Source organism: Agromyces sp. G08B096 (assembly GCF_040267705.1).
Taxonomy (GTDB): domain Bacteria; phylum Actinomycetota; class Actinomycetes; order Actinomycetales; family Microbacteriaceae; genus Agromyces.
The window spans coordinates 661,282-684,589 of record NZ_CP158374.1; the positions used below are offsets into that span (position 1 = coordinate 661,282).

Genomic DNA, 23,308 nt, shown 5'->3' on the forward strand with positions numbered 1-23,308 from the left:
GCCCCGCATGCCCGAAGCCTTCATCGTCGCCACCGCCCGATCCCCGATCGGGCGGGCCCGCAAGGGCTCGCTCGTCGACCTCCGCCCCGACGACCTCGCGGCGCAGCTGGTCCAGGCCGCCCTCGACCGGGTGCCCGGTCTCGACCCCGCACGCGTCGAGGACCTCCTCCTCGGCTGCGGGCAGCCGGGCGGCGAGCAGGGCATGAATCTCGGCCGCATCGTCGCGGTGCTGCTCGGGCTCGACGGCGTGCCGGGCACGACCGTGAACCGGTACTGCTCGTCGAGCCTGCAGACCACGCGCATGGCGTTCCACGCGATCCGCGCGGGGGAGGGCGACGTGTTCGTGTCGGCGGGCGTCGAGTCGGTGACGCATTCGGCCCGCGGCACCGCCGACTACATCCCCGGCGAGGACGTGCGGAATCCGCGGTTCGCCGAGGCCATCGCCCGAACCGACGAACGGGCTGCGGCCGGAGTCGCCGGGCTCGGCCGGTGGCACGACCCGCGCGCCGACGGGGCGCTGCCCGACGCGTACATCGCCATGGGCCAGACCGCCGAGAACGTCGCCGACCTCATGGGCGTGACGCGTGTCGAGCAGGACGCGTACGCCGCGCGGAGCCAGCAGCGCGCCGAGCGCGCGATCGCCGACGGCTTCTGGGCTCGGGACATCACGCCGGTCACGCTGCCCGACGGCCGCGTCGTCGACGCCGACGACGGGCCGCGGCCGGGTGTCACGGTCGAGGCGCTCGCCGCGCTCGATCCCGTCTTCCGGCCCGACGGCACGGTGACCGCGGGCAACTGCTGCCCGTTGAACGACGGCGCGGCGGCGGTGGTCGTCGTGTCGGAGCGCATCGTCGACGAGCTCGGCCTGCAGCCGCTCGCGCGGATCGTGTCCACCGGGGTGTCGGCGCTCTCGCCCGAGATCATGGGGCTCGGTCCGGTCGAGGCGTCGCGGCGGGCGCTCGCGCGTGCCGGCCTCGGCATCGACGACATCGACCTGGTCGAGCTGAACGAGGCGTTCGCCGCCCAGGTGATCCCCTCGGCGCGCGAGCTGGGCATCGACCCCGAGCGGCTGAACGTGCACGGCGGGGCGATCGCGGTGGGGCATCCCTTCGGGATGACGGGTGCCCGCATCACGTCGACGCTCATCACCGGGCTCGAGGCCGTCGGCGGCCGGTACGGCCTCGAGACGATGTGCGTCGGCGGGGGCCAGGGCATGGCGATGGTGCTCGAGCGGGTCTGACCTGCGCAGACGAGGGATGCCCCGGGCCTCGGCCCGGGGCATCCGTCGTCCGGCTGCGCCACTTCAGGCGGGCACCAGCAGCGTCACCCACTGGGCGACGAGGGCGGGCCGATCCGAGCCCTCGATCTCGACGGTGAGGTCCTGCGTGATGCGGACACCCGTGCCCGTGCGCTCGGCGGCGGCGATCGTGCCGGCGGCCCGCACGCGCGAGCCGGCCGTCACCGGCTGCAGAAACCGCACGCGTTCGAAGCCGTAGTTCACGCCCATCGCGAGGCCCCCGACTTCGAGGAGCGGCGTCGCGAGCGCGGTGAGCAGCGACAGGGTGAGGAAGCCGTGCGCGATGGGTGCGCCGAACGGTCCCGCGTTCGCGCGCGCGACGTCGACGTGGATCCACTGGTGGTCGTCGGTGGCGTCGGCGAACGCGTCGATGCGCGCCTGGTCGATCGTGAACCACTCCCCGGGCCCGAGGACGGTGCCGACAGCGTCGACGACGGCGTCGGGTGAGGCGAACGCGGCAGGCGGGGCGGCCGCCCCGGTCGAACCGGCGGCGCTCATGCCTTCGGCCCGCCCGCCACGTAGAGCACCTGACCCGACACGAACGACGCGGCCTCGGAGCAGAAGAACGCGACGGCCGCCGCGACGTCCTCCGGCTGCCCGACCCGGCCCACGGGGATCTCCTTCGCCGCCCCCTCGAGCAGCTGCTCGAACGTGATGCCCATGCGCTCGGCCGTCTGGCGCAGCATGTCGGTCGCGATGAAGCCGGGCGCGACGGCATTCGCCGTGACGCCATAGCGCCCGAGCTCGATCGCGAGCGTCTTGGTGAAGCCCTGCAGCCCCGCCTTCGCGGCGGCGTAGTTGGCCTGGCCGCGGTTGCCGAGGGCCGACGTGCTCGACAGATTCACGATGCGGCCCCACTTGGCCTCGACCTGGTGCGCCTGCGCGGCCCGGGTCATCAGGAACGCGCCGCGGAGGTGGACCTGCATGACGGCGTCCCAGTCGCCGTCGCTCATCTTGAACAGCAGGTTGTCCCGGAGGATGCCGGCGTTGTTCACGAGGATCGTCGGCGCGCCGAGCTCGGCGGCGACCCGGGCGACGGCGGCCTCCACGGCCGCGGCATCCGACACGTCGGCGCCGACGGCGATGGCGCGTCCGCCGTCCGCCTCGATGGCGGCCGAGGTCGCGGCCGCCTGGGACTCGTCGAGATCGAGTGCGGCGACGAGGCATCCGTCGGCGGCGAGACGGCGAGCGGTGGCGGCGCCGATGCCGCGGGCCGCGCCGGTCACGATGGCGACGCGCGGGGCGCCGGTGGGCTGGTGGGTCATGCGGAGGTCCTCTCGTCGAAGATGATGAGCTGCCGCAACTCGGAGCCGCCGGCGAGGCGGTCCATGGCGGCGTCGATCTCGTCCAGCCGGATGCGGGACGAGACGAGTCGTTCGAGCGGCAGGCGCCCGGCCCGCCACAGGTCGACGTAGCGGGGGATGTCGCGCTCGGGCACCGCGGAGCCGAGGTAGCTGCCGACGACGGTGCGGGCCTCGGCGGTGAGCGCGAGCGGCGGGATCGACGCCCGGGCATCGGGAGCGGGCAAGCCGACCGTGACGGTCGTGCCGCCCGGCGCGGTGAGCGCGAAGGCGGTCTCGAACGCTCGTGCAGACCCGGCCGCCTCGATCACGACCGGTGCCCGCAGGCCCGCGTCGATCGCGGCCGCCGGCGAGAAGGCCTGGGAGGCGCCGAGCCGGCGGGCGAGATCGAGCTTGGCGTCGACCGCGTCGACCCCGATGACCTCGTGTCCGAGGGCGACCGCGACGAGGAGGGCGGCCATGCCCACGCCGCCGAGGCCGACGACGACCACCGGGTCGCCCGGGCGCGGTCGCCCGGCGTTCACCACGGCGCCGCCGCCGGTGAGCACCGCGCAGCCGAGCAGCGCCGCGACGTCGTGCGGCACGTCGGGCCCGACGGGGACGACCGACGTGCGGCTCACGACCGCGTGCGTGGCGAAGCCGCTGACCCCGAGGTGGTGGTGGACGGCTTCCCCGCCGCGGTGCAGTCGGATGCCTCCGCCGACGAGGGTGCCCGCGGCATTGGCCGTTGAGCCCGCCTCGCACGGCAGCCGGCCGTCGGTCCGGCAGCCGGCGCAGCGGCCGCAGCGGGGCAGGAACGTCATCACGACGCGGGTGCCGGGCACCAGGTCGTCGGCGCCTTCGCCGGCCGCCTCGACGATGCCGGATGCCTCGTGCCCGAGCAGCATGGGCGTCGGCCGCTCGCGGGCGCCGTCGACGACGCTGAGGTCGGAGTGGCAGACGCCGGCGGCCTCGATGCGGACGAGCAGTTCGCCGGGGCCCGGCGGGTCGAGGTCGAGCGGCCCGACGGTGAAGGGTCGCGACCGGGTGAACGGGGGTTCCGCCCCCGAGCGCTCGAGCACCGCGCCGGTGATTCGCATGTCGACCTCCTCGTCGCGGACGCAGCCGCTCCGCCAGCATACCGACCGCGCGGTATGTTCTGCACCGGCTGTTCACATTCCGTTCCATTTCCAGTCCGGCGGTCTCGTAATTGCCCGACACCTCGCGGAGATTGCCTACCGGTGTTCTCGGAATCCACTCGGAAGGACCCCCCATGCGCCGCCACCTCCTCCCCGCGCTCGGCCTGCTCGGCGTGGGCGCCCTCGCCCTCACCGGCTGCCAGGCCGGCACCGACCAGGCCGCTGCGGCCGATGCGCCCATCACGATCGCCACCATCCCGATGGGCGACGACCCGACGCAGGAGAACCCCGTCGACGCGTTCGCCGAGCTCCTCGCGGAGGAGACCGGCCGCGAGGTCGAGATCACCGACGTGCCCGACTACCTGAGCGTCGTCGAGGCCATCCGTGCCGACCACGTCGACATCGGCATCATGAGCGGCTTCCCGTCCGCGCTCGCCGTGAACACCGGCGAGGTCGACGCCCTGCTGGCGTGGGCCGGCAGCGACGACCCGGTCTCGACGTGCGTCGTGCTCGCCGACTCGCCCGTGCAGACGGTCGAGGACCTCGCGGGCAAGACCGTGGCCTTCGCCGACCAGGCCTCCAGCTCGGGCTACTTCATGCCCGTGTACATGCTGCACGAAGCCGGTCTCGAGCAGGGCGAGGACTACGAGGCGATCTTCGCCGGCGGTCACGAGGGCAGCTTCGTCGCCCTCCAGCAGGGCCAGGTGGATGCCGCGTGCACGGCCGTCATGCTCACGCAGCTGGGCCAGCCGATGTTCCCGTTCGCCGATGGCGAGTGGCGCGCGGTCGGCGAGAGCCCGTCGATGCCGGTCGCCGGCAGTGTGCTCGCCCGGCAGTCGCTCGACGACGAGACGCGCGCCCTGCTGCAGGAGGCGCTGCCGAAGGTCTTCTCGGAGGAGCACGCGGAGGCGCTCGGCGCCCTCGGCGAGGGCTTCATCGGCCTCGAGGAGATCATCGACCCCGACCCCTCGCTCTTCGACGGCTTCGTCGACATCGCCGCCGTCGCCGGGGTGAAGCTCGAGGACCTGCGCTGATGACCTCGCCCGTCCTCGCTGTGCGAGCCGCGGACCGCGACCGGCCGGCCGCGGTGCCGACACCGCCGCCGGCCGGCCGGGGCGAGCCGCTCCTCGCCGCGCGCGGTCTCCGCGTCTCGTACGGCGGCGCCCCCGTGCTCCACGGCGTCGACCTCGACCTCTTCCCCGGCGAGACCGTCGCCCTGCTCGGCGCCTCCGGCTCCGGCAAGTCGACCCTCATGCGGGCCCTCACCGGCTTCGCGCCCATCACGGGCGGCTCGGCTCGCGTGGCCGGCCGCGACGTGGGGTCGCTCCGCGGCCGGCAGCTCCGCGACCTCCGCTCCGACGTCGGCCAGGTCTTCCAGCAGTTCAACCTGATCCCGCGGCTCAGCGTGCTGACGAACGTGCTCACCGGCGGGCTGCACGACGCCGGACCCCTGAACCTCGTCGGCGCGTTCCGCAGCGAGCAGCGCCGGCTGGCGATGCAGTACCTCGACCGCGTGGGCATCGCCCACAAGGCGACCGATCCCGCTCGCTCGCTGAGCGGCGGGCAGCAGCAGCGGGTCGCCATCGCGCGCGCCCTCATGCAGCGGCCGAGGATGCTCCTCGCCGATGAACCCGTGGCCTCACTCGATCCCCGGCTCGCTGACTCGGTGCTGTCACTGCTGCGCGAGATCGCCGCGGAGGAGGGCATCCCGGTGCTGGTGAGCCTGCACGTGCTGCCCCTCGCGCTCGCCCACAGCGACCGCATCGTGGGGCTCCGGCATGGCGAGGTCCTCGTCTCCGCGCCGACGGCCGGGCTCACGGCCGCCGACCTCGGCGTGCTCTACGACGACGCCGACCAGGGCGAAGCCGCCGGCCACGATGCGATCACGGATGGAGACGCAGAGGGGAGCCGCTCATGACCACGACGAGCGACCGGCCGCGCACCGCAGCAACGGGCGGCGCCGCGACGCGGGGCACCGCTCCGGCACCCGCTCCGCACCTCGACGACGCCGAGCGCCGGCGCCTCGAGCGCGCCTTCTCGGTGCCGCGCACACGCTTCCTCATCGGCATCCCCGTCGCGGTCATCGTCCTGATGTGGTCGTTCGCGGGCGCCGGGTTCGACTTCGCGAAGCTCGCGGACGGCGCGGTGAACATGACCGAGTTCCTCGGACGCCTGTTCCCGCCCGACTTCTCCGACCTCGGCACCATCATCGCGCTGCTCATCGAGACGCTGCAGATGGCGATCGTCGGCACCGTGCTCGGCGCCGTCCTGTCGTTGATCGTCGCGTTCGCCGCGGCATCCAACATCGCCCCGAAGTGGCTGTACTACCCGGCCCGGTGGACGATGAACATCATCCGGTCGGTGCCCGACCTCGTGTTCGCCCTGATGTTCGTCTCGGCCGTCGGGCTCGGGCCGTTCGCCGGCATCCTCGCCATGACCCTCGGCTCGCTCGGCTCGATCGGCAAGATCTTCGCCGAGGCCATGGAGTCGGTCGACCGCGGGCCGATCGTCGCGATGGAGGCCGTCGGCGCGTCCAAGCGCCAGGTCATCCAGTACGGCGTGCTGCCGCAGGCCGCGCCGCTGCTCGTGTCGTACACGCTGCTGCTGTTCGAGGGCAATGTGCGAGGCGCCACCATCCTCGGCCTCGTCGGCGCGGGCGGCATCGGACTCGAACTGACCACCGCCATGCGCATGTACGACTACGGCCACCTGAGCGCGATCATCCTCTGCATCATCGTGCTCGTCACCGCCATCGACCAGGGCAGCGCCCTCATCAGAAGGAGAATCACGTGACCATCACCACCCCCGCGCCCGCGGCATCCGCTGCCGAGCCGTTCGCCGTCGAGCTCAGCGCGCCCGTCAACCTGCGCGACCTCGGCGGCATCCCGATCGCAGGCGGCGTGCTCCGCGAGGGCCTCGCGATCCGGGCCGACGATCTGTCGGTGATCACGGAGGAGGATGCCCGTGCTCTCGTCGAGCGCGGACTCACGGCGGTCATCGACCTGCGCACGGGCGACGAGACCGCGATCACCGGCCGCGGGCCGCTCGCCGCCCAGCCGGTGGCGTACCACCACCTGCCGTTGATGGCGAGCATCGGCGCCGGGATGCCGGAGGAGGGGCCTGCGGCGCTCGAGCATCTCGCGATGGGCGAGATGTACGCGCGCATGGTCGAGCAGGCCGCCCCGCAGCTCGCGAGCGCGCTCGCGATCATCGCGCTCTCGCCGGGCGCGACCGCGTTCCACTGCGCCGCGGGCCGGGACCGCACGGGCGTGCTCGCCGCGACGCTGCTGCTGGCGCTCGGCGCGGACGATGACGACATCGTCACCGACTACGCCCGCACCGAGGCGAACATGCCGGCCATCCACGAGAGGATGCGACCGGCCATGGGGGTGCTGCTCGCCCGGCTCGGCTTCGACCTCGAGCAGCTGTCGGCGGCGGCGATCTCGTCGGAGCCGATGGAGGTCTCGATGCGGACGATGCTCGCACGCCTCCGCGAGCGGCACGGCGACGCACTCGCGCCGCTCCGCGCTGCCGGGCTCAGCGAGGACACGGTCGCCCGGCTCCGCCGTCGCGCCCTCGCCGGATGAGCACGACCGGGCTGCTCGAGACGGCCGGGCCCGCGATGCGCCGCGGGCCCGGCCGTCCGCGCGACGACGAGCTCGACGGGCTCATCGTGCGGTCGACTCTCGAGCTCATCGACGCGGACGAGCCGGTGACGGTGGCGCGCATCGTCGCCCGGAGCGGAGTGAGCCGCGCCGCCCTCTACCGCCGCTGGCCTTCGCTCACGACGCTCGTCGCCGCCGCCCTCGACGTCGGCCGCGAGGTGCCGGCTCCCATCCCGGCGGGCACCGATCTGCGGGAGCTGCTCATCCACTCCCTGCTCGGGGCGGTCGACGGCCCTGAGGCGGCGACGTACCCGGAGCAGCGCTTCCGCCAGCGCATCCGGCTGGCGATGGCCGACCGCGAGCTCCAGCACGCGTACTGGCGCTCGCACGTCTCGCGCCGGCGCCGGTCGCTCGAGTCCGCGTTGCGCGACGCCGCGGAGCGCGGCGAGCTGCGCGACGATCTCGACATCGAGGCCTGCTTCGACCTGCTCGCGGGGGTCTTCTACTACCAGCTGGTGGTGCGCGGCGACCGGCTCGACGACCCGGCGACGCGCGCACGCTGCCGCGCCGCGCTGGATGTCGCGTGGCGCGGGATGCTCCCGTAGCGGGATCCCCGGGCCGACGGAAGCCCCCTTCCCGGCGCTCCGCGCGCGTCGTACGCTCGCCTCGGAAGGGAGCAAGCAGATGACCGATTTCGTGGACCCCCTCGAGGAGCCGCTGGTGCAGGAGCACGGGTTCCCCGTGGACACCGAGGACGAGGGCCTCGACCCCGACGTGAACGACGACCTGATCGACTCTGCCGAGGCCGACCGGCGCGCGGCCGACGGCGACGACTGACCGACGGCCGAAGACGACGAAACGGGCGGATGCTTCGAAGCATCCGCCCGTTTCGGTTGTTCCGGCGCCGGTCGTCAGACCTTCGCCGCGTCGGACTCCGCCTCGGATTCGCCCTCGGCGACGCCGTCGGCGTCGGTCACGACCGTGCCCGGCTCGGCCGCGAGCTCCGCGTCGAGGTCGGTCGCCGCCTGCTCGAACTGCGAGTTGTACAGGCGGTAGTACGCGCCCTTCGCCGCGATGAGCTCCTCGTGCGTGCCCTGCTCGACGATGTCGCCGTGCTCCATCACGAGGATGAGGTCGGCGTCGCGGATCGTCGAGAGCCGGTGCGCGATGACGAACGACGTGCGGCCCTCGCGGAGCGCGGCCATCGCGTGCTGCAGCAGCAGCTCGGTGCGGGTGTCGACCGAGCTCGTCGCCTCGTCGAGGATCAGCACGCTCGGCTGCGCCACGAACGCACGGGCGATCGTGATGAGCTGCTTCTCACCGGCCGAGACATTCGACGCCTCCTCGTCGAGCACCGTGTCGTAGCCCTCGGGGAGGGAGTGCACGAAGCGGTCGACGTAGGTGGCCTTCGCGGCGGCGAGGATCTCCTCGTCGGTCGCGTCGGCCCGGCCGTAGCGGATGTTCTCGCGGATGGAGCCCGCGAACAGCCACGGGTCCTGCAGGACCATGCCGGTCTTCGCCCGGATGTCGTGGCGGGTGAGCTCGGCGATGTCCTGCCCGTTCAGCAGGATGCGCCCGCCGTCGAGCTCGTAGAACCGCATGATGAGGTTCACCAGCGTCGTCTTGCCGGCACCCGTCGGCCCGACGATCGCGACCGTCTGGCCGGGCTCGACCCGGAACGAGAGGTCGGTGATCAGCGGGCGCTCGGGGGTGTACGAGAACGCGACGTGGTCGAACTCGATGGTGCCGTCGCCGTCGGCCGGGGCCGGCGCGTCCACCGCGTCGGGCTCCTGCTCGTCCTCGTCGAGCAGCTCGAAGACGCGCTCGGCCGACGCCGTGCCGGACTGCACGACCGCGGCCATGCCGCCGAGCTCGGAGAGCGGCTGGGTGAACTGCTGCGAGTACTGGATGAACGCCTGCACGTCGCCGAGGCGGAGCTGGCCCGTGGCGACCATGAGCCCTCCCAGCACGGCGATGCCGACGTACATCAGGTTTCCGATGAACATCATCGCGGGCATCATGATGTTCGACAGGAACTGCGCCTTGAACGAGGCCTGGTACAGCTCCTCGTTCTCCGCACGGAACGCCTCGCGGCTGGCCTCCTCGCGACCGAAGACCTTCACGAGCGCGTGGCCCGAGAACGACTCCTCGACGCGGGCGTTCAGCCGGCCGACCTTGCGCCACTGGATGCCGAAGGCCTTCTGCGACTTCGGGCCGATGACGCCGAAGATCACGCCCATGAGCGGCAGCGAGATGAGCGCCACGAGCGAGAGCTGCCACGAGATGGAGAACATCATGACGAGCACGCCCACCACGGTCAGCACCGCGGTCAGCGCTCCGGAGAGCGACTGCTGCATGGTCTGGGTGATGTTGTCGATGTCGTTGGTCACGCGCGAGATCAGCTCGCCGCGCTGCACCTTGTCGAAGTAGCGCAGCGGCAGCCGGTTGATCTTCGCCTCGACGTCTTCACGCAGGCGCCACATCGTCCGGACCATGATCACGTTGATCACGTAGCCCTGGAGCCAGGTGAGGATCGACCCGGCGAAGTAGAGCGCGAGCACGATGATCAGCACCTGGCTGAGGCGCACGAAGTCGACGCCCTCGCCGGCCGTGACGCCGGCTGCGGACACGACGTTCGCGAGCTCCTCCTGGCCGGCGGCGCGGAGGCCCTCGACCGCCTGCTCCGTGGTCGTGCCGGGAGGCAGCTGCTTCCCGATGACGCCCGCGAAGATGATGTTCGTCGCCTCGCCCAGCACCTTGGGTGCGAGCACCGTCAGGACGACGCCGACGGCGCCGAGCAGGGAGACCAGCGCGAACGCGAACGCGTGCGGCTTCAGCAGGCCGAGGAGGCGCCCGAAGCTCTGGCGGAAGTTCTTCGCCTTGCCCGGGGCGACGGCGCCGCTCCAGTCGTCGGCGGAGATCCGCGCCTGCTCGGCGAGCTCGAGTTCGAGCCGTTCCTCCTCGGTCAGCTCGGGCGCCGGCCCGGCTGCGGGGGTCTTGGTCTTGCGGTCGCTCATCGCTGCGCCTCCACTCCGAGCTGGGATTCGACGATCTCGCGGTAGGTGTCGCTGGTCGCGAGGAGTTCGTCGTGCGTGCCGATGCCGACCATGCGGCCGTCTTCGAGCACGATGATGCGGTCGGCGTCGGTGATCGTCGACACGCGCTGCGCGACCACGATCTTCGTCACGTCTGGCAGCTCTCGCCAGAGCGCCTGCCTCAGCCTGGCGTCGGTCGTGAGGTCGAGCGCCGAGAAGGAGTCGTCGAAGACCAGGATCTCGGGCCGGTGCACGATCGCGCGGGCGATGGCGAGGCGCTGGCGCTGGCCGCCGGAGACGTTGGTGCCGCCCTGCGCGATGCGGGCCTCGAGCTTGCCGTCCATGGCCTCGACGAAGTCGCGGCCCTGAGCGATCTCGAGCGCGTGCCAGAGCTCCTCATCGGTGGCCTCCTCGCGCCCGAACCGCAGGTTCGAGGCGACGGTGCCGCTGAAGAGGAAGGGGCGCTGCGGCACGAGGCCGATGGTGTTCCAGAGCGCCTCGAGGTCGGCCTGGCGGACGTCGACGCCGTTGACCAGCACCTGCCCGCCGGTGACGTCGAAGAGCCGGGGGATGAGCGAGACGAGGGTCGTCTTGCCGGCGCCGGTCGACCCGACGACGGCGACGGTCTCGCCCTTGGCCGCGTCGAAGGTGATGCCGGCCAGCACCGGGTGCTCGGCGCCCGGGTAGGTGAACTCGGCCTCGCGGAACGAGACCGTGCCGGTCTCGGGGAACGCGGACACGGCGTCCGACGCCTGCTCCAGCGACGTGTCGGCGTCGAGGACTTCGCGGATGCGTCCGGCCGAGACGGCCGCGCGGGGGATCATCATGGTCATGAAGCTCGCCATGAGCACCCCGCTCAGGATCGTCATGACGTACTGCATGAACGCGAACAGCGTGCCGATCTGCACGTCGCCCTGGTCGACCTCGATCGCGCCGAACCAGAGGACCGCGATGACCGTGACGTTCAGCACGAGCATCACGAGCGGGAACAGCAGCACGAACAGCGAACCGACCTTGCGGCCGACGACCATGATGTCGGTGTTCGCCTCGCGGAAGCGCTCCTCCTCGATGGGCTCGCGCACGAACGCGCGCACGACCCGGATGCCCGTGAGCTGCTCGCGCATGATGCGGTTCACGCCGTCGAGCTTGTGCTGGTAGCTGCGGAACAGCGGCACCATGCGGCTGATGATGAGGCCGGCGATGACGAGCAGCGTCGGCACCGAGACGGCGATGATCCAGCTGAGCCCGACATCCTGCTGCAGGGCGAAGATGATGCCGCCGATCGCGAGCAGGGGTGCGGTGACGAGGAACGTCGCCGCCATCATCGCGAGCATCTGCACCTGCTGCACGTCGTTCGTGTTCCGGGTGATGAGCGAGCCGGGGCCGAAACGCGAGACCTCGCGCTCGGAGAAGCTCGACACGCGCTGGAAGACGTCGTCGCGGATGTCGCGGCCCGCCTGCATCGCGGCCTTCGCGGCGAAGTAGGTGGCGATGATCGATGCGGTGATCTGGCCGAGCGAGATCGTGAGCATGAACAGGCCGGTCGACCAGATGTAGCCGGTGTCGCCCTGGGACACGCCGTTGTCGATGATGTCGGCGTTGAGGCTGGGCAGGTAGAGGCTGGCCAGCGCCGAGAGGAACTGGAAGACCAGCACCCCGAGGAGGAGCCATTTGTACGGTTTGAGGTAGCGGACGAGGAGTCGTGCGAGCATCAGTTCTCCGAGTCGGGGGCGCGAACAGGGAAGGCTTCGGATGCCGCTCCGACGCGTTCATGCGTGCAGTTCGACAGCCCATGGGCGCGCGGCGTCGCACCCCCATGCGCCCGCGCAGCGTTTCAACCTCTCATTTCGGAGGGTCCGAATCAAGTTTTGAAGGACCCCTGACTCTGCCGTTCACCGAGGGCGAAATCCGCCTCCTGATCGGGCCGCGTGCGCGCTACAGGTGTCGATCAGCGGGCCCCGGTGATCGTCAATACCAGCCCACCGACTGGATATGCGCCCATGCTCCGCACGGGGTCGCGTACCGTCCCGCGATGTAGTCGATGCCCCACGAGATCTGGGTCGCGGCGTTCGTCTGCCAGTCGGCGCCGTGCGAGGCCATCTTCGACCCGGGCAGCGCCTGCGGGATGCCGTAGGCGCCGTTCGGGTTCGACGCGTTCACGCGCCAGCCCGACTCGTAGCTCCACACCGCGACGAGGCATCCGAACTGGTCCTCGCCCCAGCCGTAGCGAGACGCGATCATGTCGCGCGCGATGGCCTGCGCCTCGCTCGGGTTCGAGGGCGGTGCCGGCGTGCCGCCGCCCGGTGCCGGCGCCTGCGGGGCGGCGGCCGCACGTTCGGCGGCGGCGCGTTCGGCGGCCGCCCGCTCCGCGGCCTGGCGTGCCGCCTCCTCTGCCGCCTTCCGCTCGGCCTCGAGCCGGTCGAACTCGGCGACGGCCGAGGCGACGTCCGCCGACTGGTCGCGCGCGACCTTCACCAGGTCGTAGACGCGCTCCGGGGCGATGAGCTCATAGCCCTCGAGTTGCGCCAGCGTGGCCTGAAGGTCGGCCGCGTCGGCCTTGCCGGCGGCGGAGGCGGCGACGGCCTGGGCCTCCGCGAGCGCGGCGGTGGCCGCGCCGGCGACCCGGGAGCGGAGGATGTCGCCGGTCACGCGCAGCTGGTCGGGCTCCATATCGGCCGCCGCGGTGAGTCCTGCGGTGGCCGCGACGGCCTGCTCGCGCTCGAGCGCGGTGGTCTGTGCGAGAAACCCGGTGCCGCCGGTCGCGGCGAGGCCGACCACGGCGGCTGCAGCCACGAGGGCGCGGATGCTGCCGCGGAGTCCGCGTCTGCCGATCAGCTGCTCGGGTTCGGTGAGATCGGTCGACGACGGTTCGGCGTGGCCCATGCGTTCCCCCAGGGCCGCGCACCCGCCGGCGCCTCGGCCCGTCCTGCTCATCGGCCGCGGGAACCCCTCCCGCGGGACTTCCTCTGACCCGGGTCACCTTAGAGACGTCGGCCGGGGTCCGCAAGAGGCGGCCGCGAGGCATCTGGCGGGATGCGTGGGGCGGCTGTCGCCCCGCGTGGGGTCTGCGATGACGCACCGCGCCACGCTGGAAGCACGACCCACCGAGCGGCCCGGCCGCCGAGAGAAGGAGCACGCACCATGGACGCCAACCCGCACCGCATCGCCCTCGAACCGGCCGCGCAGGCCTTCGTCGAGGCCACCGCCACGCCGCCGTTCCTCTTCGAGCTGCCGCCCGCCGAGGGCCGCGCCGCGGTCGACGAGGTGCAGTCGAGCGAGATCGCCAAGCCCGCCGTCGACGAGGACTGGATCGAGGTCGAGGGCGGACCGACCGGCCGGGTGCCGGCCCGCATCGTGCGCCCTGCCGGCACGACGGGCGCGCTGCCCGTCATCGTCTACACGCATGGCGCCGGGTGGGTGTTCGGCAACGCGCACACCCATGACCGGCTGGTGCGCGACCTCGCCATCGGCGCGAACGCCGCGGTGGTGTTTCCGGAGTACGACCGATCGCCGGAGGCCCGGTTCCCGGTCGCCATCGAGCAGTCCTACGCGGTGGCCCGCTGGGCGGCGCTCGACGGCGCGGCGTACGGCCTCGACGGAGGCCGCCTCGCCGTCGCGGGCGACTCGGTGGGCGGGAACCTCGCCATCGCGCTCACCCGGCTCGCCGCCGAGCGCGGCGAGTTCGCCATCCGCTTCCAGGCCCTGTTCTACCCCGTGACGGATGCCTCGTTCGACACCGAATCGTACCGGCGGTTCGCCGAGGGGTACTTCCTGCGCCGCGACGGCATGCAGTGGTTCTGGGATCAGTACACGACCGACCCGGCCGAGCGCGCCTCGCTGCTCGCCTCGCCGCTTCGGGCCTCGACCGAGCAGCTGGCCGGCCTGCCGCCCGCCCTCGTGATCACGGCGGAAGCCGACGTCCTCCGCGACGAGGGCGAGGCGTATGCGGCGAAGCTCCGCGAGGCGGGCGTGCCCGTGACCGCGGTGCGCTACCTCGGGACGATCCACGACTTCGTCATGCTGAACGCGCTGCACGAGACCGCCGCCGCCGTGGCCGCGGTACGGCAGGCCGCAGAGCTGCTCGGCGACGCGCTGCGCTGAGCCGGCGAGCCGACCACCCGACCCGACCCGCGAGCCAGGTGCCCGCGGGTCGGGTCGCGTGCGCCGGCGAGTGCGCGATGATCGACGCGGAGGTCGAGGATGATCCAGACGCATGACGTGCTGAACCAGGTGCCGCCCCGCGAGGGCATCGACGAGTTCGCGGGGAACGTCCCGCTCGTCGAGGCGGTCGCCCGGTGGGGGACGCCGGGTGCGGCGGAGCGGCTCGGAGCGGTCGGCCGGCACGTCGGGTCCGCCGCGTTCCAGCGCGATGCGGAGCTCGCGAACACCCGGGTGCCGCTCCTCCGCACGCACGACCGCTGGGGTGCCCGCATCGACGAAGTCGACTACGACGACGCCTACCACCGCGTGATCTCGGCGGCGGTCGCGGCCGGCGCGCACACGTCGGCGTGGGCCGAGCCCGGTCCGGGGGCGAATCTCGACCGCGCCGCCGCCTTCCTCCTGTTCGCCCAGATCGAGCCGGGTCACGCGTGCCCGGTCTCGATGACGCACGCCGCGGTGCCCACGCTCGCGCTCGCCGCACCAGCCCTGCAACGCGACTGGATGCCCCGGCTCCTGAGCCGCACGTACGAGCCGGCGCTCGTGCTGCCAGGCGACGAGCCGAAGGCGTCGGCGCTCGTCGGCATGGCGATGACGGAGAAGCAGGGCGGGTCCGACGTCCGGGCGAACACGACGACCGCGCGCTTCACGGGCGACGACGAGGCGTGGGGCCGACGGGTGGTGCTCACCGGGCACAAGTGGTTCTGCAGCGCGCCCATGAGCGATGCCTTCTTCGTGCTCGCGCAGACCCCGTCCGGGCTCGGCTGCGTGTTCGTGCCGCGCGTGCTCCCCGACGGCACCCGCAACCCGTTCCGCATCCAGCGGCTGAAGGACAAGCTGGGCAACCGCTCGAATGCGTCGAGCGAGGTGGAGTTCGACGGCACGGTCGGCTGGCTCGTCGGCGAGGAGGGCCGGGGCGTCGCGGCGATCGTGCAGATGGTGACGCGGACGCGGCTGGACTGCGTGATCGGCACGGCGGCGGGCATGCGTCAGGCGGTCGCCGAGGCGACGTGGCATGTGCGCCACCGGCGCGCGTTCGGCGCGCTGCTCGTGGATCAGCCGGCGATGCGCGCCGTCGTCGCGGATCTCGCGCTCGAGGCCGAGGCCGCGACGTGGACGGCCATGCGCCTCGCCCGCGCGTACGACGACGACGCCGATCAGGCGTTCCGCCGGCTCGCGACGGCCGTCGCAAAGTACTGGGTGTGCAAGCGCGGCGCGGGCCATGCCGCCGAAGCGCTGGAGTGCCTCGGCGGCAACGGCTACACCGAGGCGTTCCCGCTCGCGCGGCGCTATCGCGAGCAGCCCTTGCTCGCGATCTGGGAGGGGTCGGGCAACGTCATCGCCCTCGACGTGCTGCGAGTCCTCGCGCGCGAGCCGGAGGCGTTCGACGCGTTCTTCGGCGAGGTCGGCCGCGCCGCGGGAGCACACGCCGCCTTCGACGCCGCGCTCGAGGAGACGCGCGCGCTCGTGCACGAGCTGCGGAACGAGATCGCCCGCGACCCGGCCGCCGGCGGAGCGGCGCTGCGCGCCCGCGAGCTCACCGAGCGGCTCGCGCTCCTGCTCCAGTCGGCCCTCATGCTGGAGCAGGCGCCGGGCGAGGCATCCGAGGTGTTCGTCGCGGCGCGCCTCGGCGGGCGCGGCGGCCTGCAGTACGGCGTCCTGCCGTCGGGGCCGACGTGGGGGCGATCCTCGAGCGCGCCTGACCGTCGGCGACGCGTCCGAAACGCCACACGCCGCGTTCATCGGACGTTCAGACTGGCGTGTTCGGCTACCGTGGCGCACAGACGCCCGAAGCTGCGCGCAGAGTCGAACGAATGGGAATCCCGTGACGAGTCGAACGGCCGAATATCCCAGGCCGAGCCACTTCCTCCTCCATATCTCTGACACCCACCTCCTCGCCGGAGGCGGGCGCCTCTACGATCGCGTCGCCAGCGAGACGCATCTGCGGCAGCTCTTCGACGAGTTCGAGGCATCCGGCGGCCGCCCCGACGCGCTCGTCTTCACGGGTGACCTGGCCGACAAGGGCGAGCCCGACGCGTACGCGCGGCTGCGCCGCATCGTCGAGCCGGCGGCCGAGCGGCTCGGCGCCGAGGTCATCTGGGTGATGGGCAACCACGACGACCGCGCCGCGTTCCGCCGGGGCCTGCTCGATCAGCCGGCGGGAGGCACCAGACCCGTCGACCGGGTCTACGACGTCAAGGGCCTCCGGGTCGTGACGCTGGACTCCACCGTGCCGGGTCACCACTACGGCGAGGTCGCCGACGACCAGCTCGACTGGCTGGCCGAGGAGCTCGCGACGGATGCCCCGTACGGCACGATCCTCGCGATGCACCACCCGCCCGTACCGAGCGTGCTCGACCTCGCCGCCTCGGTCGAGCTCCGCGACCAGGCCGGCCTCGCCGAGGTCGTCGCCGGCAGCGACATCCGCTCGATCATCGCCGGCCACCTGCACTACTCGACGACGGCGACCTTCGCGGGCGTCCCCGTCTCGGTCGCCTCGGCGACCTGCTACACGCAGGACCTCAACGTGCCGGTGGGCGGAACCAGGGGCCGCGACGGGGCACGCGCGTTCAATCTCGTGCACGTGTACCCGTCGACCGTGCTGCACTCGGTCGTGCCGCTCGGCGCGTTCCCGGCGCTCGACTGGATCGATGCGGAGGAGTCGGCGCGCCGTCTCGGCGCCGACGGGATCCGGTTCGCGCCGGCGACCGAGGGCGGTCTCGCGGGGTTCGAGCTCGACGAGGCCGCCTTCGAACGGGCCCTCGCGGACGGGCCGTTCACCGAGCCGATCAGGCTCCCGTAGGGGCGCTCCCGGCCCCGGCGGCAGTGCCGGCCGCGCCGGCGGCGGCAGCCGTGGCCGCGCTCGCCGACTCGTCGTCGACCGGACGCTCCCACGGCGCGGGGAACGGGAAGTACCGCTCGAGGAAGTCCGTCACCGCGCGCGTGCGCTGCTCCACCGAGATCTCGGGCTTCGACCCGTCGTTCAGGCAGAACATGTCCTGATCGCGGCGCTTCAGCAGCCGATCCATCGCGGGCAGCGCCCGGCGCAGCGTCGTCTCGATGTACTGCACCCGCGCCTGCGTCTGCGTGACCGCCTTGCCGGTGAGCAGCGCGTAGTAGTGGTACAGCGAGTTGGTCACCGAGATGTCGGTGGCGGACCGGAACCGGCTCGCCGCCGTGCGGCGGAACTCCTCGGGGAACGCCTCCTCGAGCTCGTGCATCACCGACTTCCGGAGCGGTGCCGCGCAGTGCTCGAGATGCCGGGTCGTGACCTTGCCGAAGCGGCCGGCGAGGAGGGCGCGGTTCACGCGCGCCGCGTTCTCGAACCCGCTGCGATGCGGCTCGGCCTCGCCGAGGCCGATGCGCGTGCCGGCCTCGACGAACTTCGTGATGCCGCCCGGGGAGAAGAACAGGTCGGGCGAGACGGGCCGGCCGAAGAACATGTCGTCGTTGGAGTAGAGGAAGTGCTCCGCGAGCCCGGGGATGCGGTGCAGCTGGCTCTCGACCGCGTGCGAGTTGTGCGTCGGCAACACCGACGGGTCGGCGAAGAACTCCTCGCTGCGCACGATCCGCACCTTCGGGTGGTCGGCGAGCCACTTCGGGGCGGGCGAGTCGGTCGCGATGAAGATGCGGCGGATCCACGGCGCGAACAGCTCGACGCTGCGGAGGGCGTACTTCAGCTCGTCGATCTGCCGGTAGCGCGCTTCCGAGTCGTCGCCCTCGCCCACCACGTAGCTCTGCATGCGCTTCGCGCGCTCGCGCACGAACTCGTCGCTCGAGCCGTCGACCCAGGAGAAGACGAGGTCGATGTCGAAGTCGACGTCGCTCGCGAGCGGGTCCCACATGTGCTCGACGGTCGCCCACTCCACGCCGTACCGCAGCACGGTCGACTCGACGGCCTCACCGCGGGGGATCGTCGGGCGCATCAGGGCGTTCGGCAGCGGCGCCTCGATGAGCTCGTCGCCGAAGCGCCAGAGCTCGAGCTGCGGGGCGGTGTCCGCGCCGTAGCGGAGGCGGCCGAGCGGCTCGATGCGCGGCCGGTACATGCGGAACGCGCTCGCCTTGCGGTGGGCGGAGAGCGCACCGTCGGCGAGGAGGACCGGCGCGGTGCCCTTCGCCTTCTTCGGCGCGATGGGCACCGAGTAGAACGGCTCGTCGGCGAACGCGTCGGCGAGGGCGCGCGCGAGTGCGCGGCGCTCGGCCCGGTCGACCGCGATGACGGGCCGGTCGCCGTCGCCGCGGACGAGGAGGTGGCGGATGCCGGCGGCGTCGAGCACGCGGCGGAGCTCGAGGAGGTCTTCGACCATCGACTGACGCGGCGTCGTATGCCCGTTGCGGAGCGCGTACTCGCCCTTGCGGACGACGATGTCGTCGCGATCGAACCGGCGTCCGCGCACGAGCACGAGCTCGGGCGCGTCGGCGATCTCGAAGCTCGGCGGCGGGGCGGGCTCGGCCGGGGTGAAGGCGGTGGGGCGGTGGGCGTCGAGATCGCGGTCGGTCACGTCGAAGGGGTCTCCAGTCGGTCGGCGGTGGGGATGACTCGATTGTAGGCGTCGGCGGCGGGTGCGGCCGTCAGCGGCCGATCCAGAGGTACGGGGGATGCCCCTCGCCGAGGCCGTCCGGCGCGGTGGCCAGCCGACGGGCGAGTCCGACGGCGCCGTCGAGCGGGGTGCCTGCCGGCTCGCGGAGCCGGGCGTCCGGCGCCCGGAGGCGGAACTCCCGGCGGAAGGCGGCCGCGAAGCGGGGCGAGGCGAACATGCCTCCCGCGTACGACGCCGTGGGTGGGAGCGCTGGGTCTAGGGCGGCCGCGAGGGTGCCGGCGGCGAGGCGGCCGGCCTCGTCGAGGATGGCGGCGGCTGCCGGGTCGCCGTCGTCGGCGAGCCGGGCGACCTCGGTCGCGAGTCCGGCGAGGACGCCGCCGCGGTCGCCGCGCGGGTAGAGCTGCGCGGGCCAGGACGGCGGCGGGCCGAATCGGGCGACGGCGGCGCCGAGGAGCGCACCGCCGTCGTCGCGGAGCCCGTCGTGCGTCTCGATCGCCGCGCGAAGGGCGGCGATGCCGACCCAGGCGCCGGATCCGCGGTCGTCGTAGAGGTGGCCCCAACCGCCGACGCGGCGCCAGGTCGCCGCGAGATCGGTGCCGAGCGCGATGGTGCCCGTGCCCACCGTGACGACGGTGCCTGCCTCGCCGCCGAGTGCGCCCACGTGCGCGGTCACGGCGTCGGCGGCGAGCGCGACGGGCGCGCCGGCCACGCGCGCGAGCCGCCGGGCGGCCGCGGGCGGGTCCGCGACGAGCGAGGTCACGCCGGCGGCGCCGACGCCGATCGCCGCGATCGGGGTGCCCGGCCAGTGCAGACGGACGGCGCTGATGAGCGCCTCGGCCACCTCGATGACGTTCGACCCGTCGCTCGCGACGGCGACGCGGGCGCCGTCGAGGGTGCGGCGGGCGCCCGGTTCGGCCCCGAGGCGCGCGTCGACGGGCTCGAGCGCGGCTCGGCTGCCCGTGCCGCCGAGGTCGACTCCGACGACGAGCGCTCGAGTTCTGGAAAATCCTTGCAGACTCGCCGTCATTCCCGAATACTACTTCCAATCACCTTGCAGCGTCGCGGTTGAGCGCGGCGCACCACTGAGAGTTCCACACGAGGAGTCCATCCATCATGCGCACACGCTTGCTTCCCCTCGCAGCGCTCGGCGTCACCGCCGCGCTCGCGCTCTCCGCCTGCGCCGGCGGCAGCACCGACGACGGCGGCGGAGCCACCGACGCCGAGGGTCAGACGCTCGACGTCTGGATCATGCAGGGCACCAACCCCGACTCCGAGGCGTTCTTCGCCGAGGTGGGCGACGCGTTCACCGAGGAGACCGGCGCCGAGCTCAACGTCGAGTTCGTGCAGTGGGCCGACGCCCACGACCGCTTCGTGACCTCCATCGCGGGCGGCACCACGCCCGACGTCGCCGAGACGGGCACCACCTGGACGGCCGAGTTCGCCGACGCCGGGGCGCTCGCGCCCATCGGCGAGTACGTCGAGGGCGACGACCTCGGCGGCGACCTCGTCGAGGGGCTCGTCGAATCCGGCACCTACGACGACGAGCTGTACGGCATGCCCTGGTACGCCGGCGTCCGCTCGCTCGTCTACCGCTCCGACCTGTTCGCCGAGCTCGGGCTCGAGGCGCCGAAGACCTGGGACGACATCGTCGCGGCCGGCGAAGCCGTGAAGGCCGCCCACCCGGAGATGATCGCGTTCGCCGTGCCCGGCGACGCCGAATTCGGCGTGTACCCCTGGGTCTGGGGCGCCGGCGGCGAGGTGTCGGTCGAAGAGGACGGCGAGTGGGTCTCGGGACTCGACAGCGCCGAGTCGCAGGAGGGCATCGGCTTCTACACCGGCCTCGCCACGGAGTACGGCTTCTCGTCGGCCGGCGCGACGACGTGGAAGGAGACCGACGTCCTCGACAACTTCGTGCAGGGCAACGTCGCCATGGCACTCATGGGCTCGTGGACCCCGGCCACCATCATCGAGAAGAACGCCGACCTCGAGGGCAAGTTCGCCGCGACGCCGATCCCCGGCAAGGACGGCGGCATCTCGCCGTCGGTGCTCGGCGGCTCGCACCTGTCGATGTTCGAGACGGCCGAGAACAAGGACCTCGCCTGGGCCTTCATCAAGCTCATGACCACCGGCGAGTTCGCTGAGGCGTGGGCCGAGCAGACCGGCTACTTCCCCGGCCAGACGTCGCTGCTCGAGCAGACGCTCGAGTCCGACGACCCGCTGGTGACGCCCTTCGCGACGCAGATGGTCGACGGCGGGGCATCCGTGCCCGTGACGCCGAAGTTCGGCGCTGTGCAGGCGAAGAAGACCACCAACACGGCCATCCAGGCCATCCTCTCCGGGCAGAAGACGGTCGAGCAGGCCACGGCCGACGCCGCCGCGGAGATGAACCAGATCATGAACGGCGACTGACCGACGTGACCAGCACCATCCAGGCGCCGCCGGTCGCGCAGGGGGCACCCTCCCCTCGCGCGGCCGGCGGCGCCGGCCGCCGCCGGAGCCCCATCGCCCGGCTCCGGCCCTGGCTCCTGCTCGCCCCCGCGCTCGCGGTGCTCGCCGTGCTCCTGCTCTGGCCGCTCGTGCGCGTGGTCCTCTTCTCCCTCCAGGACTACGGCCTGCGCGAGATCGTCTCGGGCGAACCGAACTGGATCGGCCTCGCGAACTACGCCGAGGTCTTCACCGACCCCACGCTCTGGAGCGTGGTGCTGCCGAACACGTTCGGCTTCGCGATCCTCGCCGTCGCGGCGACGGTCGCGCTCGGCACCGGCGTCGCGGTGCTCATGGCTTCGCTCGGCCCGTTCTGGCGCACCGTCGTCGGCAGCGCGATCATGGTGGCCTGGGCGATGCCCGCGGTCACCGGCACCTACGTCTGGGTCTGGATCTTCGACGCCGATCGCGGCATCTTCAACCAGACGCTGCAGGCACTCGGCCTGCAGGACGAACCCGTGAACTGGTTCACGAACCGGTGGAGCTTCTACGCCATCGTGCTGCTGAACGTCGTCCACCACGGCTTCCCGTTCGTCGCGGTCACCGTGCTCGCGGGCCTCCTCGGCGTGCCGAAGGAGATGCTCGAGGCCGCTGAGATGGACGGCGCCGGCCCCTGGCGCCGGTTCTTCAAGGTCATCGTGCCGAACCTCCGCCAGGTGTTCTCGGTCGTGATCATCCTGTCCACCATCTGGGACTTCAAGGTGTTCGCGCAGGTGTACCTCATGCCGGGCGGTGCCGGCTCCAACCGCGAGGCGCTGAACCTCGGCGTCTGGAGTTACGTCGAGTCGTTCGGTCAGAACCGCTACGGCTTCGGCTCCGCCATCGCGGTGCTGCTCACGCTGCTCCTGCTCGTGATCACGGTCGTCTACGTCCGCACGATGCTGAAGGAGGAGGAGCTGTGACCGCCGAGCTCACCCGCGAGATCCCGCGCACCCGGCGCACCGGCCGCAAGGCGCGCGCGGCCGCCGGCAAGGCCGTGCTCGTCGTGGTCCTCCTCGCCTTCACGCTGTTCCCGGCGTTCTGGATGCTCTCGAGCGCGTTCGACGCCCAGGCGGGCGCGGGCGGGCAGACCCTGCTGCCCCGCGAGTGGTCCCTGGAGAACTTCGCGTACGTGCTCACCGAGGGCGGGTTCGACGTGTTCCTCCGGAACTCGGCCCTCGTCGCGCTCGTGACGGTCTTCGCGAGCGCCGTCCTGGCGCTCCTCGCCTCGGTCGCCGTGGCCCGGTTCCGGTTCCGGTTCCGCACGGCGATGCTGCTCATGATCCTCATCGTGCAGATGGTGCCGCTCGAGGCGCTCGTCATCCCGCTGTTCGTCCAGGTCCGCGACCTGCAGCTGCTGAACACGCTGCTCGGCCTCATGGTCGTCTACGTCGCCCTGTCGCTGCCGTTCGGCATCTGGATGCTGCGCGGCTTCGTCGCGGCCGTGCCGGTCGAGCTCGAGGAGGCCGCGTACATCGACGGCGCGAGCTGGGGGCGGATGTTCCGTTCCGTGCTGCTGCCGCTCGTGATGCCGGGCCTCGTGGCGACGAGCGTGTTCAGCTTCATCACCGCGTGGAACGAGTTCATCTTCGCCATGACGCTCCTCGGCGGAGCGACGGAGAACTACACGGTCGCCATCGGCCTGAAGCAGTTCTTCGGCGAGCACTCGAACGAGTGGGGCTACATCATGGCCGCGTCGACGATCATCACGGTGCCCGTCATGATCTTCTTCGTCATCGTGCAGCGCCGCCTGTCGAGCGGGCTCGTCGCCGGTGCGGTGAAGGGGTAGG

Annotated in this window: 21 protein-coding genes; 13 read left to right on the forward strand and 8 right to left on the reverse strand. The window is 72.3% G+C overall.

All coding sequences use genetic code 11. The annotated features are described in order from the left end of the window. Positions 1 to 7 precede the first annotated feature (7 nt). Positions 8 to 1,240: an acetyl-CoA C-acetyltransferase gene (locus tag ABIQ69_RS03215; protein ID WP_350348966.1), complete on the forward strand. Its 1,233-nt coding sequence runs from the start codon at positions 8 to 10 to the stop codon at positions 1,238 to 1,240. A 63-nt stretch (positions 1,241 to 1,303) separates the two neighbouring features. Here ABIQ69_RS03215 and ABIQ69_RS03220 read toward each other — a convergent pair whose 3' ends face one another. Genes ABIQ69_RS03220 through ABIQ69_RS03230 form a run of 3 tightly spaced genes read right to left on the reverse strand, consistent with a single transcriptional unit; the run spans position 1,304 to position 3,677 of the window. Next, positions 1,304 to 1,795, reverse strand: coding sequence for a MaoC family dehydratase (locus tag ABIQ69_RS03220; RefSeq protein WP_350348967.1), 492 nt, complete (start codon positions 1,793 to 1,795; stop codon positions 1,304 to 1,306). Next, a complete protein-coding gene (gene fabG / locus ABIQ69_RS03225) occupies positions 1,792 to 2,562 on the reverse strand; it encodes a 3-oxoacyl-ACP reductase FabG (protein WP_350348968.1) in 771 nt (256 codons plus the stop codon). Before fabG ends, ABIQ69_RS03220 begins: the two co-directional genes overlap by 4 nt. Then, entirely contained in the window at positions 2,559 to 3,677 is a 1,119-nt protein-coding gene (locus tag ABIQ69_RS03230; RefSeq protein ID WP_350348969.1) for an alcohol dehydrogenase catalytic domain-containing protein, read from the reverse strand. The genes fabG and ABIQ69_RS03230 overlap by 4 nt, the downstream gene beginning before the upstream one ends. A 173-nt stretch (positions 3,678 to 3,850) precedes the next feature. Here ABIQ69_RS03230 and phnD point away from each other — a divergent pair, with 173 nt between their 5' ends. The 6 genes from phnD (at position 3,851) to ABIQ69_RS03260 (ending at position 8,158) form a co-directional block, all read left to right on the forward strand. Further along, positions 3,851 to 4,750 carry a phosphate/phosphite/phosphonate ABC transporter substrate-binding protein gene (gene phnD / locus ABIQ69_RS03235; protein ID WP_350348970.1) on the forward strand — a complete coding sequence of 300 codons (900 nt, stop codon included), beginning with the start codon at positions 3,851 to 3,853 and terminating at the stop codon, positions 4,748 to 4,750. Then, positions 4,750 to 5,634, forward strand: a complete 885-nt coding sequence (locus ABIQ69_RS03240; protein WP_350348971.1) for an ATP-binding cassette domain-containing protein — start codon at positions 4,750 to 4,752, stop codon at positions 5,632 to 5,634. Before phnD ends, ABIQ69_RS03240 begins: the two co-directional genes overlap by 1 nt. Beyond that, positions 5,631 to 6,509, forward strand: coding sequence for a phosphonate ABC transporter, permease protein PhnE (gene phnE / locus ABIQ69_RS03245; RefSeq protein WP_350348972.1), 879 nt, complete (start codon positions 5,631 to 5,633; stop codon positions 6,507 to 6,509). The genes ABIQ69_RS03240 and phnE overlap by 4 nt, the downstream gene beginning before the upstream one ends. Beyond that, positions 6,506 to 7,303 (forward strand): tyrosine-protein phosphatase, encoded by a 798-nt coding sequence (locus tag ABIQ69_RS03250; protein WP_350348973.1) that lies wholly within the window; start codon positions 6,506 to 6,508, stop codon positions 7,301 to 7,303. The genes phnE and ABIQ69_RS03250 overlap by 4 nt, the downstream gene beginning before the upstream one ends. Then, positions 7,300 to 7,926, forward strand: a complete 627-nt coding sequence (locus ABIQ69_RS03255; RefSeq protein WP_350348974.1) for a TetR/AcrR family transcriptional regulator — start codon at positions 7,300 to 7,302, stop codon at positions 7,924 to 7,926. Before ABIQ69_RS03250 ends, ABIQ69_RS03255 begins: the two co-directional genes overlap by 4 nt. Positions 7,927 to 8,005: 79 nt before the next feature. Further along, complete coding sequence (locus ABIQ69_RS03260) at positions 8,006 to 8,158, forward strand: hypothetical protein (protein ID WP_350348975.1); 153 nt, start codon at positions 8,006 to 8,008, stop codon at positions 8,156 to 8,158. 74 nt (positions 8,159 to 8,232) lie between these two features. On the opposite strand, the gene ABIQ69_RS03265 is transcribed toward ABIQ69_RS03260, so the two are convergent. The 3 genes from ABIQ69_RS03265 to ABIQ69_RS03275 form a co-directional block, all read right to left on the reverse strand. Further along, positions 8,233 to 10,338 carry an ABC transporter ATP-binding protein gene (locus ABIQ69_RS03265; RefSeq protein WP_350348976.1) on the reverse strand — a complete coding sequence of 702 codons (2,106 nt, stop codon included), beginning with the start codon at positions 10,336 to 10,338 and terminating at the stop codon, positions 8,233 to 8,235. Then, positions 10,335 to 12,068, reverse strand: coding sequence for an ABC transporter ATP-binding protein (locus tag ABIQ69_RS03270; RefSeq protein ID WP_350348977.1), 1,734 nt, complete (start codon positions 12,066 to 12,068; stop codon positions 10,335 to 10,337). The genes ABIQ69_RS03265 and ABIQ69_RS03270 overlap by 4 nt, the downstream gene beginning before the upstream one ends. 256 nt (positions 12,069 to 12,324) lie before the next feature. After that, a complete protein-coding gene (locus tag ABIQ69_RS03275; protein ID WP_350348978.1) occupies positions 12,325 to 13,239 on the reverse strand; it encodes a lytic transglycosylase domain-containing protein in 915 nt (304 codons plus the stop codon). A 258-nt stretch (positions 13,240 to 13,497) separates the two neighbouring features. On the opposite strand from ABIQ69_RS03275, the gene ABIQ69_RS03280 reads away from it, so the two are divergent. The 3 genes from ABIQ69_RS03280 to ABIQ69_RS03290 all read left to right on the forward strand — a co-directional run bounded on the left by ABIQ69_RS03280 (position 13,498) and on the right by ABIQ69_RS03290 (position 17,317). Beyond that, the gene (locus tag ABIQ69_RS03280; RefSeq protein ID WP_350348979.1) at positions 13,498 to 14,457 is read left to right on the forward strand and encodes an alpha/beta hydrolase; all 960 of its coding nucleotides are present in this window, start codon (positions 13,498 to 13,500) and stop codon (positions 14,455 to 14,457) included. 99 nt (positions 14,458 to 14,556) lie between these two features. Continuing rightward, a complete protein-coding gene (locus ABIQ69_RS03285; protein ID WP_350348980.1) occupies positions 14,557 to 16,398 on the forward strand; it encodes an acyl-CoA dehydrogenase family protein in 1,842 nt (613 codons plus the stop codon). Next, positions 16,340 to 17,317 (forward strand): phosphodiesterase, encoded by a 978-nt coding sequence (locus ABIQ69_RS03290; RefSeq protein WP_350348981.1) that lies wholly within the window; start codon positions 16,340 to 16,342, stop codon positions 17,315 to 17,317. The genes ABIQ69_RS03285 and ABIQ69_RS03290 overlap by 59 nt, the downstream gene beginning before the upstream one ends. On the opposite strand, the gene ABIQ69_RS03295 is transcribed toward ABIQ69_RS03290, so the two are convergent. Both ABIQ69_RS03295 and ABIQ69_RS03300 read right to left on the reverse strand, forming a co-directional pair. After that, positions 17,304 to 18,917 (reverse strand): stealth family protein, encoded by a 1,614-nt coding sequence (locus tag ABIQ69_RS03295; RefSeq protein WP_350350064.1) that lies wholly within the window; start codon positions 18,915 to 18,917, stop codon positions 17,304 to 17,306. The two genes, ABIQ69_RS03290 and ABIQ69_RS03295, sit on opposite strands and share 14 nt — an antisense overlap. Before the next feature lie 169 nt (positions 18,918 to 19,086). Further along, a complete protein-coding gene (locus tag ABIQ69_RS03300) occupies positions 19,087 to 20,082 on the reverse strand; it encodes a BadF/BadG/BcrA/BcrD ATPase family protein (RefSeq protein ID WP_350348982.1) in 996 nt (331 codons plus the stop codon). Between the two features lie 86 nt (positions 20,083 to 20,168). Here ABIQ69_RS03300 and ABIQ69_RS03305 point away from each other — a divergent pair, with 86 nt between their 5' ends. From ABIQ69_RS03305 to ABIQ69_RS03315, 3 genes are all read left to right on the forward strand, one after another. After that, on the forward strand, positions 20,169 to 21,464 hold the full coding sequence (locus ABIQ69_RS03305) for a sugar ABC transporter substrate-binding protein (protein WP_350348983.1): 1,296 nt from the start codon (positions 20,169 to 20,171) through the stop codon (positions 21,462 to 21,464). Positions 21,465 to 21,469: 5 nt separating this feature from the next. Further along, the gene (locus ABIQ69_RS03310; protein ID WP_350348984.1) at positions 21,470 to 22,441 is read left to right on the forward strand and encodes a sugar ABC transporter permease; all 972 of its coding nucleotides are present in this window, start codon (positions 21,470 to 21,472) and stop codon (positions 22,439 to 22,441) included. 74 nt (positions 22,442 to 22,515) lie between these two features. Next, positions 22,516 to 23,307, forward strand: coding sequence for a carbohydrate ABC transporter permease (locus ABIQ69_RS03315; RefSeq protein WP_350350065.1), 792 nt, complete (start codon positions 22,516 to 22,518; stop codon positions 23,305 to 23,307). The last annotated feature ends 1 nt before the right edge of the window (position 23,308 follow it).